12 protein-coding genes are annotated in these 12,607 nt (G+C 64.6%); 6 read left to right on the forward strand and 6 right to left on the reverse strand.

Translation table 11 applies throughout. The annotated features are described in order from the left end of the window. Positions 1 to 6: 6 nt before the first annotated feature. From AB0L58_RS06670 to AB0L58_RS06685, 4 genes are read left to right on the forward strand one after another with little or no spacing between them, the layout of a single operon-like run. Positions 7 to 1,434: an ABC transporter substrate-binding protein gene (locus tag AB0L58_RS06670; RefSeq protein WP_364382211.1), complete on the forward strand. Its 1,428-nt coding sequence runs from the start codon at positions 7 to 9 to the stop codon at positions 1,432 to 1,434. After that, positions 1,431 to 2,324 carry an ABC transporter permease gene (locus AB0L58_RS06675; protein ID WP_364382214.1) on the forward strand — a complete coding sequence of 298 codons (894 nt, stop codon included), beginning with the start codon at positions 1,431 to 1,433 and terminating at the stop codon, positions 2,322 to 2,324. The genes AB0L58_RS06670 and AB0L58_RS06675 overlap by 4 nt, the downstream gene beginning before the upstream one ends. Further along, positions 2,321 to 3,067, forward strand: a complete 747-nt coding sequence (locus AB0L58_RS06680) for an ABC transporter ATP-binding protein (RefSeq protein WP_364382217.1) — start codon at positions 2,321 to 2,323, stop codon at positions 3,065 to 3,067. Before AB0L58_RS06675 ends, AB0L58_RS06680 begins: the two co-directional genes overlap by 4 nt. Further along, positions 3,064 to 5,751 carry a fumarate reductase/succinate dehydrogenase flavoprotein subunit gene (locus tag AB0L58_RS06685; RefSeq protein ID WP_364382220.1) on the forward strand — a complete coding sequence of 896 codons (2,688 nt, stop codon included), beginning with the start codon at positions 3,064 to 3,066 and terminating at the stop codon, positions 5,749 to 5,751. Before AB0L58_RS06680 ends, AB0L58_RS06685 begins: the two co-directional genes overlap by 4 nt. Before the next feature lie 14 nt (positions 5,752 to 5,765). On the opposite strand, the gene AB0L58_RS06690 is transcribed toward AB0L58_RS06685, so the two are convergent. From AB0L58_RS06690 to AB0L58_RS06700, 3 genes are all read right to left on the reverse strand, one after another. After that, positions 5,766 to 6,209, reverse strand: coding sequence for a hypothetical protein (locus tag AB0L58_RS06690; RefSeq protein WP_364382223.1), 444 nt, complete (start codon positions 6,207 to 6,209; stop codon positions 5,766 to 5,768). 200 nt (positions 6,210 to 6,409) lie between these two features. After that, positions 6,410 to 6,775, reverse strand: coding sequence for a hypothetical protein (locus tag AB0L58_RS06695; RefSeq protein WP_364382226.1), 366 nt, complete (start codon positions 6,773 to 6,775; stop codon positions 6,410 to 6,412). 112 nt (positions 6,776 to 6,887) lie between these two features. Beyond that, positions 6,888 to 7,472, reverse strand: coding sequence for an NAD(P)H-binding protein (locus tag AB0L58_RS06700; RefSeq protein ID WP_364382229.1), 585 nt, complete (start codon positions 7,470 to 7,472; stop codon positions 6,888 to 6,890). Positions 7,473 to 7,568: 96 nt separating this feature from the next. Between AB0L58_RS06700 and AB0L58_RS06705 the strand changes: the two genes are divergently transcribed. Next, on the forward strand, positions 7,569 to 8,063 hold the full coding sequence (locus tag AB0L58_RS06705; RefSeq protein ID WP_364382232.1) for a phosphoribosyltransferase: 495 nt from the start codon (positions 7,569 to 7,571) through the stop codon (positions 8,061 to 8,063). Positions 8,064 to 8,108: 45 nt separating this feature from the next. Here AB0L58_RS06705 and AB0L58_RS06710 read toward each other — a convergent pair whose 3' ends face one another. Continuing rightward, positions 8,109 to 8,648, reverse strand: a complete 540-nt coding sequence (locus tag AB0L58_RS06710; protein ID WP_364382235.1) for a MarR family transcriptional regulator — start codon at positions 8,646 to 8,648, stop codon at positions 8,109 to 8,111. 261 nt (positions 8,649 to 8,909) lie between these two features. On the opposite strand from AB0L58_RS06710, the gene AB0L58_RS06715 reads away from it, so the two are divergent. Next, positions 8,910 to 10,418, forward strand: coding sequence for an FGGY-family carbohydrate kinase (locus AB0L58_RS06715; protein WP_364382238.1), 1,509 nt, complete (start codon positions 8,910 to 8,912; stop codon positions 10,416 to 10,418). Positions 10,419 to 10,504: 86 nt separating this feature from the next. On the opposite strand, the gene AB0L58_RS06720 is transcribed toward AB0L58_RS06715, so the two are convergent. Together AB0L58_RS06720 and AB0L58_RS06725 are read right to left on the reverse strand one after the other, a co-directional pair. Further along, positions 10,505 to 11,773: a sugar ABC transporter permease gene (locus tag AB0L58_RS06720; protein ID WP_364382241.1), complete on the reverse strand. Its 1,269-nt coding sequence runs from the start codon at positions 11,771 to 11,773 to the stop codon at positions 10,505 to 10,507. Then, positions 11,770 to 12,594 carry an ATP-binding cassette domain-containing protein gene (locus AB0L58_RS06725; protein ID WP_364382244.1) on the reverse strand — a complete coding sequence of 275 codons (825 nt, stop codon included), beginning with the start codon at positions 12,592 to 12,594 and terminating at the stop codon, positions 11,770 to 11,772. Before AB0L58_RS06725 ends, AB0L58_RS06720 begins: the two co-directional genes overlap by 4 nt. Between the last annotated feature and the right edge of the window lie 13 nt (positions 12,595 to 12,607).

Below are 12,607 nucleotides of genomic sequence, written 5' to 3' on the forward strand. Positions count from 1 at the left end.
AGTCCCATGAAGAAACGCCTCGCTCCCCTGCTCCTCGCCGTCGCACTCGCCGCGGCGGGCTGCTCACTGCAGAGTTCGGACAGCACCCCCGCCGGAACCGTCAAGGTCGTCGTCGGCTACCAGTCCAAGACCATCAATACCGTCACCGCGGGCACATTGCTGAAGGCCCAGGGCTATCTGGAACAACGGCTACAGAAGATCACCGACAGCGGCGGCGCCGAGTACCAGGTGGAGTGGCAGGACTACGACACCGGCGCGCCGATCACCGCGCAGATGCTCGCCGAGAAGATCGATATCGGGTCGATGGGCGATTATCCGTTGCTGATCAACGGATCTCGCACCCAGTCCAACGAGCGCGCGAAGACTGCGCTGGTATCGGTGACCGGCTACAACCCCAAGGGTGCGCTCAATATGGTTGTGGTGCCCCAGGATTCGACGGCGACCGGGATCACCGAGCTGGCCGGACAGAAGATTTCGGCCAGCGTCGGCTCGGCCGGGCACGGCACCCTGGTGCAGGCACTCTCGCGGGCGGGTGTCGATCCGGCCAAGGGTGTCGAGGTGCTCAATCAGCAGCCGCAGGTCGGGGCGACCGCATTGGAATCGCATCAGGTCGGCGCGCTCGCACAGTTCGTGGCCTGGCCCGGACTGCTCGTCTTCCAGAACAAGGCGAAACTGCTCTACGACGGTGCGGAATTGGGTGTGCCGACCTTCCACGGCGTGGTCGCGCGACGCGCCTACACCGCTGATCATCCCGAGGTGCTGCAGGCCTTCCTCGCCGCCCAGCTCGATGCCACGAAGTTCCTCAACGACAAGCCGTTCGAGGCCGCCGAGATCGTCGCCGACGGTTCCGGATTGCCGCAGGAGGTCGTGTACCTCTACAACGGCCCCGGCGGAACGTCTTTCGATGCCACGCTCAAGCCCGGTCTGATCGACGCCTTCAAAGGCGATGTGCAGTACCTGAAGTCGATCGGCGACTTCGCCGAACTCGATATCGACAAGTTCGTCGATCCCGCGCCGCTGCGCAAGGCCTTCGCCGACGACGCCATGGGCGATTACGACCAGGCGGTGGCGTCCACCGTCAACCCCAGCCGCGTCACCGGCACCGATCCGGTCTGCAACCGTCCGGTGAGCGATGCCGCGCAGGCCGGTGAGCTGTGGCTCGACGGCACCGATCGCCCGCAGCCCGCCGCCGATCCGACCTGCCTGCTGCGCGCGGTCCAGGCGGCCGAGGCGCAGGGCAAGGTGATCCGCGCCGCATATGTGCCCGATGCCGAACTCGGCACGCGCTGGTTCGCCGATAAGGCGGTGTGGTTGCGCGATGGCGACAACTTCCTGCCATTCACGACACCCGCTGCCGCACAGCGCTATCGGCGGGTGCACCCGGCCGCCACGGCGATCTCCTATGACCAGGCCGTCACGGAAGTCCGACCATGACAGCATCGAGCAGCGCTTCGTTGTTGCAGGACGGCCGGGCAACGGGCGAGCGCACCACAGCACTGACCGGACCTACCGTGGCCGAGGGTGATGAAACCGCGGACGTACGTGGGAGGTCCGCATGGCGCACCCGGTTGCTCCAGGTGGCGTCGGTCGCGACCGCCATCGGTCTGTGGCAACTGCTCACCGCCGATAATGTGCGGTGGTGGCTGCGCTTCGACACGCTGCCGACGGTCACCGAGATCATCCGCGAATTCGGCAAGCAACTGCAGTCGGATCAGTTCTATGTCGATGTCGCACAATCGCTGATCCGTATTCTCACCGGATTCGGGCTGGCGGCCGTGGTCGGTGTGCTCGCGGGCATCGGCCTCGGCCGCTCCGGACTCTTCGCCGCGGTGCTCGGACCGCTCACCGAATTGGCCCGGCCGATTCCGGCCATCGCGCTGGTGCCGGTGGCGATTCTGCTGTTCCCGAGCGACGAATCGGGCATCGTCTTCATCACGTTCATGGCATCGCTGTTCCCGGTGCTGGTCAGCACCCGACACGCGGTGCGCGCGCTGCCGACCCTCTGGGAGGACGCGCTGCGCACGCTGGGCGCATCGCGTACCGATGTGCTGGTGCGAGTGGTATTTCCGGGCATCCTGCCCGGCGTGTTCAGCGGTCTGTCGGTGGGCATGGGTGTGGCGTGGATCTGCCTCATCTCGGCCGAGATGATCTCCGGGCGACTCGGCATCGGCTACCGGACCTGGCAGGCCTACACCATCGTCGATTATCCGGCGGTATTCGTCGGCATGATCACCATCGGCATCCTCGGCTTCGGCACCTCCGGAATCGTGGAATCGGCCGGACGCCGGATCACCCGCTGGCTGCCGAGGGAGGTTGCCGAATGACCACGACCACCGCACCTACCGCGGCACTCGAAACCGGAATGCGATTGAGCCTGAACGGAATTCGCATCGCCTACGGCGGCAAGACCGTGCTCGACAACCTCGAGCTGGCCATTACCCCCGGCGAAATCCTGGTCGTGGTCGGCAAATCCGGTTGCGGCAAGTCGACACTGTTGCGTGCGATCGCCGGACTACGCAAGCCGGAGCAGGGCGTGATCCGCGCCGACGGCATCGCGGTGACCGGACCGTCCGCCGATCGCGCCCTGGTCTTCCAGGACGATGCGCTGCTGCCCTGGCGCACCGTGCGCCAGAACATCGAGCTCGCACTGCAATTGCGCAAGGTGGCACGCACCGAACGCAAGGCGACCGCCCGGCATTGGGTGGACGAGGTCGGGCTCACCGGCTACGGCGACTATCTGCCGCGCGATCTGTCCGGGGGTATGCGTCAGCGAGTTCAGTTGGCGCGCAGCCTCGCCGGATCGCCACGCGCGGTGCTGATGGACGAGCCGTTCGGCGCACTGGACACCCAGACCCGAACAACCATGCAGCGCCTGCTGATCGACACCTGGCGCGCCCATCCGACCACCATCGTATTCGTCACCCATGACCTGGACGAGGCGCTGCTGCTCGGCGACCGCATCGCGGTACTCGGCGGCGGCGTATTGCACACCCTGGTCGATGTGCCCGAGCCACGTACCCCGGCGGATCGCCGGTCGGCGAAGGCCGAAATCCTGGAGAAGTTGTGAATATTCCCGAGCTATCCGATCGGATCCGGCTCGACTGCGATGTGCTCATCATCGGCGGCGGCACCGCGGGCACCATGGCCGCACTCACCGCCGCCGAGGCGGGCGCCGAGGTACTGCTGCTGGAGAAGGCGCATGTGCGGCATTCCGGTGCGTTGGCCATGGGCATGGACGGGGTCAACAATGCGGTGATTCCCGGCAAGGCCGAGCCCGAGGACTATGTTGCCGAGATCACCAGGGCCAATGACGGAATTGTCAACCAGCGCACCGTATATCAGACCGCCACTCGCGGCTTTGCCATGGTGCAGCGACTCGAACGCTATGGCGTGAAGTTCGAGAAGGACGAATACGGCGAGTACGCGGTGCGCCGAGTGCACCGGTCCGGGTCGTATGTGCTGCCGATGCCCGAGGGCAAGGATGTGAAGAAGGCGCTGTATCGCGTACTGCGCCAACGCAAGATGCGCGAGAAGATCCGCGTCGAGAACCGGCTCATGCCGGTGCGGGTGCTCACCGATGCCGGTCGCGCGGTGGGTGCCGCCGCATTGAATACGCGCACCGGCGAATTCGTGGCCGTGGGCGCGAAGGCGGTGATCCTGGCGACGGGGCCGTCCGGACGCTTGGGGTTGCCCGCGTCGGGCTATCTATACGGCACCTACGAGAATCCGACCAATGCTGGTGACGGCTACTCGATGGCCTATCACGCGGGCGCGGAGCTCAGCGGTATCGAATGCTTCCAGATCAATCCGCTCATCAAGGATTACAACGGTCCGGCCTGCGCCTATGTGGCCAATCCGTTCGGCGGGTACCAGGTGAACGCGAAGGGCGAACGCTTCGTCGACTCCGATTATTGGTCCGGACAGATGATGTCGGAAGTCAAGCGCGAGATCGAATCCGCGCGCGGTCCCATCTATCTCAAGGTTTCGCATCTGCCCGACGAGACGCTCACCACGCTCGAAGGCATTCTGCACACCACCGAACGCCCGACCCGCGGTACCTTCCACGCCAACCGCGGCCATGACTACCGCACCCACGATATCGAGATGCATATCTCCGAAATCGGTTTATGCGGTGGACATTCCGCATCCGGGGTGTGGGTCGACGAACATGCCCGCACGACCGTCCCCGGGCTGTACGCGGCAGGTGATCTGGCGTGCGTGCCACACAACTATATGATCGGCGCCTTCGTCTTCGGTGATCTGGCCGGTGGCCATGCCGCATCCACATTGTCCGAGGTCGCCGCGCCCGTCGAACTTCCGCAAGATCAGCTCGCCGCGGCACATGAGCTGATCTACCGGCCGCTGCGCCAGCCGGACGGCCCACCGCAGCCCCAGGTCGAGTACAAGCTGCGCCGATTCGTGAACGACTATGTGGCGCCACCGAAGACGGCCGCGAAACTGTCGATCGCGGTCGAGACCTTCGAGCGGATGCGCGGTGAGATCGCCGAAATCGGCGCCCGCACACCGCATGAGCTCATGCGCGCGGTCGAGGTCTCCTTCATCCGCGACTGCGCCGAAATGGCCGCGCGCAGTTCGCTGACCCGCACCGAATCACGGTGGGGGCTCTACCACGAACGTGCCGATCTGCCGCAGCGCGACGATAGCGAATGGCGCTATCACCTGAACCTGCACAAGAATTCCGATGGTGCGATGGAATTCCTGAAGCGGCCGGTCGCGCCATATCTGGTGCCGGTGCCGGGTCTAGACGATCTGCCGTCGACCGACCCCTCTGTGGTCCCGGTGGCCCAGCCGGAACTCATCGGTGGGCGCGCACCGGCCGATGCACCGCGCACCGTGCGCACATCGACGACGCCACCGTCACCGCGGCTGGTCGGTTTGCTGGCTTTGGATTCGCCTACGGTGCAGGACCTTTCGACCTATCTATTCGATGCCGATGCCGGTGTTCGGGTGGCGGCGCTGTCGGTATTGACCGAGAACACCCCCGACGGGTTCACATCGGTATTGATCGGTGCGCTCGACGATACCGCGGCCTCCGTTCGCGCGGCCGCCGCGGCGAGTCTGCGTGAACTCGTGGAAGTGCTTCCCGAATCGACAGGTCTGGCCGACCACCTCGACTCCCCCGACCCGGTCGTCCGGGCGACCGTCGTGGGTCTGCTCCGCGCGCTACGAGCCGGATCGGCGGCGCAATTCATTGCGGCATTGACCGATTCGGATCATCGGGTGCGCATCGAGGCGGTGCGGGCGCTGGTATCGCTCGACGATCGGCAGGCCGTCTCGTCGGCGGCAACCGATGAGAACCGCGAAGTGCGCATCGCCGTCGCGCACGGGTTGTCGGCGATCGGCGGACAGGGTGGCCAGACCGCGCGCACCCTGGCCGACGATCCGGATCCACTCGTGCGCGCCGCCGCCCTGGCAGCCTTCGCGAATCTCGTTGTCGCACAAGATGACACGGCCTTGCTCGTCAGCGCTTTCAGGCACTCCGCCTGGCAGGTCCGGGTGGGTGCCGCGCGGGGTCTCGCGGGCACGGATCCCGATTTCGGTGTCACCCCGCTGTCCGACGCCCTGCGCGATCCGCACCTCGACGTGCGCAAGGCCGCGGTGTTGTCGCTGGCCACCTGGCCGCACAGCAGTGCCGCGCACGATGCGCTGAAGCTGGCGATCGATGACAGCGATGCAGATGTCCGCGCCTACGCGCGCCGAGCGTTGGACAGCACGCACCCGTTGTCGTAGCCGCACGATCCGCATCAGAAGCCGCGGAACACCCCATCCGGGTCGACATTGTCGGAGAAGTCCTCGAAGTCCATATTCGCCAGCGACAAGTTGTTCTCTACGGCGGGCATTTCGCTCGGCACCACCCGAAAGGTCTGAAAGCCCACCACGTCCGCGTTCCCCCGACTCGTATCCACGACGAGAATCGGATGTTCGGGATCGGTGATCGTTCGCTTGTCCACCAGGAACAGATAGTAGGGCGGTGGCGCGGGAACAAGGCTCTCCAACTTCGCCGCCGTCAGACCTGCGAAGCGACGGTCGTCGACCGGCGTGATGCCCGCGTACACGAGTATCCCGTCACCGAGATCCCACGGCTGCAAAGCCGCGTCCAGAGTTTCGGCCCATCCGGCATCGTCGGCGAAATCGGTTCTGATGAACAAGGATTCGCCGTCCGGCAGCATCAAGTTTCCCTCGCTCATCGGGGTCGGTCGCGTATCGCCCGAACACATGGCCAACACGATCACAGCCAACGCAGTCACCGACACCGGACCCGACCTCACGGGCACGAAGCCTACGCGACCTTCGATCGGCTACCGGCATCCACCGGCGGGTTCGCGCGATGGCGGCCTCGTCCAACTCTTGCCAGCGGGCCCGAGCATCCGGCATGGTCGAAATCGGTTCAGGCACAGCGGAATTGGAAGCTCGCGACCGGTGTCGCGCCGGGTGCCACGTCGACCTGGACGTAGGCGATGCTCGCCAGCTCACAGCCGGACGGAACGGAGGTGACCTGCGCCTGGTAACAGCCATGGGGGAAGGCCTGCGTCACGGTTCCATCGCCGCCGGTCGTCAAGGTGGCCAGCACCGGACCGGCGGCGCACGTCGTGATGCCGACCCCGACACCCGTCACCGGCAATTGATCTGTGCCGGTGGTCGCCTGCACCTTCAGCGAGCCGTCGCCCGGTGCCTGAGCACCGGACGTGCCAGCGGGGAGCATCGCCACCAGTGCGGCACCGAGTACGGATGTGACAAGCAGCGTGTTGCGCAAGCTGATCTCCTTCGGTGGATGAGCAATAAATCCGGGCGATCGCCCCCCGCCACCGTATTCCGAACCGACCGGCACGGCCACGACCCGAGACGGCCAGTCGCCCGTCGCGAAATCAGGCAGGATCCGCGATGACCACCACACCACTGGGCGTATCGACCAGCGAAACCGTTCGCGCGGCAGCATCATCCACATGCACGCGCGGATGACCGGGCAGCTCGGATTCGTAATACGTACCCGGACCATAGAATTGGCCGTATTTCACGACCACGCCGCCGATATCGAGCACCGCGGCCTCATGTTCCCGGATGACGGCGCCGCGACCGGCGGGCGGATCCCACGCAATGCTCTGGGCGAGAAAGCGTTTCGCACCCGCGGCCTGTGCGGCGGCGATCAGATTGCGGGTGCCTTCGGAGCGGATGCGCGCATTCGCGCCGGCGAGTTCCGGGAGCAGCGCGGCATCGTCGGGGAGATCGGTGAGCTGATGCATCACCAGATCGGGTTGGCAGGCGACGACCGCGGCGGTGAGTGCGTCGAGGTCGTACACATCGCAGACCACCGGTTCCGCACCGGCGGACCGTACCTGGTCGGCCTTGTTCGCAGAGCGGGTCATCGCCGCGACCTCGTGTCCGGCCTCGATCAGCAAGGGCAACAACCGGGTTCCGATGACGCCGGTCGCACCGGCCAGATAGATCCGCACCCGCCCCACCCTAATTCCCACGTGGATAGTGCGGATCACCACCGCGTAGCTGGTCGTATGCTCTAGCCCAGCGGTATCGAGGGAGATGGAGGATCCATGGCGGATCGGGAAGTGCTGACCTGGGAATTGTTCGGGACCGCGAGCCGCGAGCTCGCAACCGAAATCGCCAAGGACGGGTTCGAGCCGGATCTGATCCTCTCGATCGCGCGCGGTGGCCTATTCGTCGCGGGAGCGCTCGGCTACGCACTGGATGTCAAGAACCTGCACGTGATGAACGTAGAGTTCTACACCGGTATCGATCAGCGCCTCGATCTACCCGTCATGCTGCCGCCGGTCCCGCAAGCGGTCGATCTCGCCGGTGCGACGGTCCTGATCGCCGACGATGTGGCCGATACCGGCGCCACCCTCAAACTCGTGCGCGACTTCTGCATCGACCATGTCGCCGAGGTGCGCTGTGCGGTCGTGTACCAGAAGCCGCATTCCGAGGTCGATTGCGAATACGTCTGGCGGCGCACCGATCGCTGGATCAACTTTCCCTGGTCCACCGAACCGCCGGTTGTCGATCGGCAAGCCCGGGTGCGGGACGCCTGAGCGTGCGCCTCGACGCGCCCACGCGGACGTTGCGTGCGACGGCGACTACCCGCCGGGGCGCTCGGCTATGGCAGCGTCGAGGCGGGCGCCGAGCGCATTGACCTGGTCGCGCAGTTGGATAAGGTGCTCGATCGGATAGCCGACCTCGGCCATCACGGCCTCGATCATCTGTCGGGCCTGCGGTTGCAGTGCGCGCCCGGCATCGGTGGCACACAGTACGACAGCGCGCCGGTCGTTGGTGCTGCGAACACTCTCGACCAGTCCATGTGCCTGGAGCCGCTGGACCAGCGGTGAGACCGTCCCGTAGTCCAGCCGCAACTGTTCGCCGAGTTCCTTCATGGTCATCGCGGGCCGCTCCCACAACACCAGCAGTGCCAGATACTGCGGATACGTCACCCCCATCCGCTCGAGAAACGGCCGATACGCCGCTGTCATCGATCGGGATGTGGAGTACAGAGCAAAACACAGCTGTGCTGCGAGCGAGAGCAGGTCGGCATCGGTTCCCCCGACGGTTGCGGCAACACCATCGGACCCCGCGGCCGCTCCGACACGCACCACTGGTGTGGAATGCGCTTCTTCGGGCATTAGGTCACTGTATCCCAGCGAATTCGCTGAGTTTGTTGCGCTGGCATGACCTTGTCGGAGTTGCCACCGCCGAAAGTGCGACAGAGCCGCCCACTGGACAGACCCTGCGGGCAGAGAGCGAAGTCGCAGAAGCCGCGATGCTATGCGCATCGGATTGGCTGATTTCGGGCAGCGATACGCATCGTTCGGATCGCGAGATCGACCGATCACCAACTAATTTCCGGTTAGGCTGATGGCGAATCCGATGTCGGATACGGAAGTGTGGGTGAGGGTTTGTCGGACCTGCTGCTGGGTGTGGATATGGGTACGGGAAGCACCAAAGGGGTGCTGACGACCAGTGACGGAAGAATCCTCGCAACCGCGGTACGGCGGCATGAAATGAGCCTTCCCAGGCCGGGTTGGGCGGAGGTGGATGCCGAGGACGTCTGGTGGCGTGATCTGGTCGCCGTATGTCGGGAATTGACTGCCCAGGTCGGAGATAATCGTGTTGCTGGCGTTTGTGTCAGCGGTGTGGGTCCGTGCCTGCTGCTGTGCGACCGGAACCTACGGCCGGTTCGACAGGCGATTCTCTACGGAATCGACACGCGGGCTACGAAGGAGATAGCCGAAATTACCGACGGGCTCGGGGCCGACAAGGTGCTGGAACGCTGCGGTAAGGCATTGTCGTCACAGGCCGTGGGTCCGAAAATGCGGTGGGTTGCGCGGAACGAGCCGAACCTGTGGCAGCGGGCTACTCGGTGGTACAACTCCAGCTCGTACGCGGTCGCAAAACTTACCGGGGCCTATATTCTCGATCACCACACGGCGAGCCAATGCGATCCGCTGTACGACCTGAAGGGCCGGGAGTGGGCACAGGATTGGACCGAAGAGATCGTCGAGCATCTCGAGATGCCACGGCTGGCATGGCCGCACGAAGTAGTGGGCTCGGTAACGGCCGCGACGGCGCGCGAGACAGGGCTGCCCTCAGGGACTCCCGTCTGCGCGGGCAGCGTCGACGCGTGGAGCGAGGCGTTCAGTGTCGGAGTCCGGCGGCCCGGCGATCTCATGCTCATGTATGGCTCTACGATGTTCTTCGTCCAGGTTCTCTCCGAGCTCCGAACGCACCCTCTGCTGTGGACGACGGCGGGTATCGAGCCGGGTCAATACACGCTCGCTGCCGGGATGGCGACATCGGGTTCGCTCACGTCGTGGATACAGCAGATGACCGGGAACGCGCCGTTCGAGCAGCTCATCGCCGAGGCCGAGGCCGTGCCGGCAGGATCCGACGGCCTGGTTCTGCTGCCCTATTTCGCTGGTGAACGTACGCCGATTTTCGATCCTCTGGCGCGTGGTGTCCTTGCTGGTCTCACTCTTCGGCACGGTCGGGGTCATCTGTTCCGCGCCGTGTATGAGGGGATCGCTTACGGCATTCGGCAGATTATCGAGTTCCTCGACAGCGAACAGACACCCATCAAGCGAATCGTCGCGGTTGGCGGCGGAACGCAGGGCGGTCTCTGGACTCAGATCGTGAGCGATATCGTCGGCCGTCCTCAGGTGATGCCGAACCAGACGATAGGAGCGAGTTACGGTGATGCGTTGCTCGCAGCGATCGGAACCGGGTTGGTACCCGCGGAGACGGACTGGGCGACCGTTGACCGGGTGATCGAACCGAACCCGGACACCCGAGCGTTGTACGACACCCTGTTCGATGTGTACGACAACCTGTACGGAGCAACGAAACCCCTGGTGCATGCGCTATCGGCGATCCAGGAGTCTGCATTCACCCGCTGACCCCGCCGGCGCGCACACCGAGGGGCGATGAGCCCGGCAGTCTCATCGCCCCTTATGTGGGTAGCTCGGATGTCGGTGAGAGGTGCTCAGGCCTTGCCGTGTGAGACACGAGAGCGGCGCGCCAGCGAATCGATCAGAACGGCCAAGGCCAGAACGGCGCCAGTGATCATGAAACGTGGTGCCGACGAGAGATTCAGCAACGTCAATCCGTTCGAGATCGACTGGATCACCAGGATTCCGAGGAGTGCCGAATACGCCGACCCTCGACCGCCGAACAGACTGGTGCCGCCGATGACGGCGGCGGCGATGGCATTGAGGTTGACATCGCCGGTACCGGCGCTCTGGCTGGCCGAGGCCAGTCGAGCGGCGGTGAGGATGCCACCGAGCGCCGCGAAGGTTGCGGTCAGGACGAAGGCCGACATATAGACACGTTTGACGTTGATACCGGCCCGGCGCGCTGCCTCTACATTGCCGCCGACTGCGAACATGTGCCTGCCCCAACGGGTCCGGGTCAAGGCGTAATTCATCGCTACCACCGCGATCACGAACACCATGAACATCCACGGAACTCCGTTGTCCCTGTTGAGATACCACGTGACAGCAAGCAGCAGCACCAGGACGGCACCGCTCTTGACCAACAGGGCCTGCGGCGACGGCCGGGACAGATTGGCCCGCGTCCGTTCTCGAATGGTGATCAGCCCCGGAACGAGCACGCCGACCGCAGCGATGACGCACAGGCCATAGGCCACACCCGGTGGAAGAAACTGTTGCTGACCGAACGTCACCAAAGATGAGCCGTACGGGAGATTGATCGACCCGTGAGTGCCGAGCAATTGCAACTGAAGTCCGAGGAAGGCGAGTAGACCAGCAAGCGTTACAACGAAGCTCGGCATGCCGAACCGGGTGTAAACCAGTGCGTACAGTAGCCCGATGAATGCGCCGCTGAGCAGGGCCGCAAGGACCGCCACCGGCATCGGCCAGCCCCGGTTGACCCATAGGACACCCAGGAACGCCGCGGAGAGACCGCTCAGCGACCCGACCGACAGGTCGATCTCCCCGAGAATGAGGACCATCACCACACCGAGGGAGATCATTCCCACAGCTGCGCTGTCGTAGAGCAAGTTGACCAGGTTGCCCGAGGTGAGAAAGACGTTATTCAACGCCTGGAAGACGACAGCGATGACAACCAGTCCGACGACAACCGGGAGCTGTCCCAGGTCACCCGAGCGCACTCGGCTACCGAAGCCGGTCAGTGCCCCTCTGGCGCCGCCCACGCCGATGGCTACCCGGCTGTCCTGAAGGTCGAGTGCTGCGCGGTCCGCCGTAGCCGGCATCGTGGGCTTGACCTGACTCATGGCAACTCCTGCGGGGAACTGGGTTTGCCCTCGTCGACGGTGACCGTGCGCCGGGCCGCGCGGCGGGTGACGACGTTGTCACTCGCTCCAGTGATCGCCGCGACGAGTTCGTGGTTGCTGACTTCAGGACCGAAGGTGCCGTTGTTACGGCCGAGTCGGAGGACGACGATCCGGTCGGCAACCGCACGGACGTCCTCCATGTTGTGACTGATCATGATCACGCCCAGTCCCTTGGCACGCACCCGCTCGATGAGATTGAGCACCTCAGCGGTTTGCGCCACGCCGAGGGCTGCGGTCGGCTCATCGAGCATGATCAGCCGGGGGTTTACCAGCAGTGACCGCGCGATCGCGACAGTCTGACGTTGACCACCGGACAGTGACGCGATCGGGATCCGAACGCTAGGGATCCGAGCCGAGAGCTCTCCCAACAACTCCCAGGACCGGGTTTCCATCTCGACTTCGTTCAGCCGCAGTGGACCCAGCTCACGACCGAGGAACAAATTTCCGACGACATCGAGGTTCTCGCACAATGCGAGGTCCTGGAACACGGTGGCTATCCCGAGTTCCAAGGCGGCGTCGGGGGATGGGATCGTGACGGGTTTTCCGTCGAAGAACAATTCGCCCCCGTCAGGCTGATGAACTCCGGAGAGGATCTTGACGAGAGTCGACTTACCGGCGCCGTTGTCGCCGACAAGCGCGACTACCTCACCGGAGTGAACCTCCATGTGTATGTCCGTGAGTGCGGAGACAGCGCCAAAGGTCTTGCCGATACCCCGAAGGCTCAGCACCGGCGTTGCCGGCGGTGATGGTGTATGCGTCATAAAGATTCCACCG

Source organism: Nocardia sp. NPDC052112, from assembly GCF_040680135.1.
In the GTDB taxonomy this organism is placed as follows: domain Bacteria; phylum Actinomycetota; class Actinomycetes; order Mycobacteriales; family Mycobacteriaceae; genus Nocardia.

What these genes read in the sequence shown, in the direction of transcription:
- AB0L58_RS06670 (WP_364382211.1), top strand. Translation starts at nt 7, where the DNA reads ATGAAGAAACGCCTCGCTCCCCTGCTCCTCGCCGTCGCACTCGCCGCG.
- AB0L58_RS06705 (WP_364382232.1), top strand. Translation starts at nt 7,569, where the DNA reads ATGGCGGATCGGGAAGTGCTGACCTGGGAATTGTTCGGGACCGCGAGC.
- AB0L58_RS06725 (WP_364382244.1), bottom strand. Translation starts at nt 12,594, where the DNA reads ATGACGCATACACCATCACCGCCGGCAACGCCGGTGCTGAGCCTTCGG.
- AB0L58_RS06690 (WP_364382223.1), bottom strand. Translation starts at nt 6,209, where the DNA reads ATGAGCGAGGGAAACTTGATGCTGCCGGACGGCGAATCCTTGTTCATC.
- AB0L58_RS06720 (WP_364382241.1), bottom strand. Translation starts at nt 11,773, where the DNA reads ATGAGTCAGGTCAAGCCCACGATGCCGGCTACGGCGGACCGCGCAGCA.
- AB0L58_RS06710 (WP_364382235.1), bottom strand. Translation starts at nt 8,648, where the DNA reads ATGCCCGAAGAAGCGCATTCCACACCAGTGGTGCGTGTCGGAGCGGCC.
- AB0L58_RS06680 (WP_364382217.1), top strand. Translation starts at nt 2,321, where the DNA reads ATGACCACGACCACCGCACCTACCGCGGCACTCGAAACCGGAATGCGA.
- AB0L58_RS06675 (WP_364382214.1), top strand. Translation starts at nt 1,431, where the DNA reads ATGACAGCATCGAGCAGCGCTTCGTTGTTGCAGGACGGCCGGGCAACG.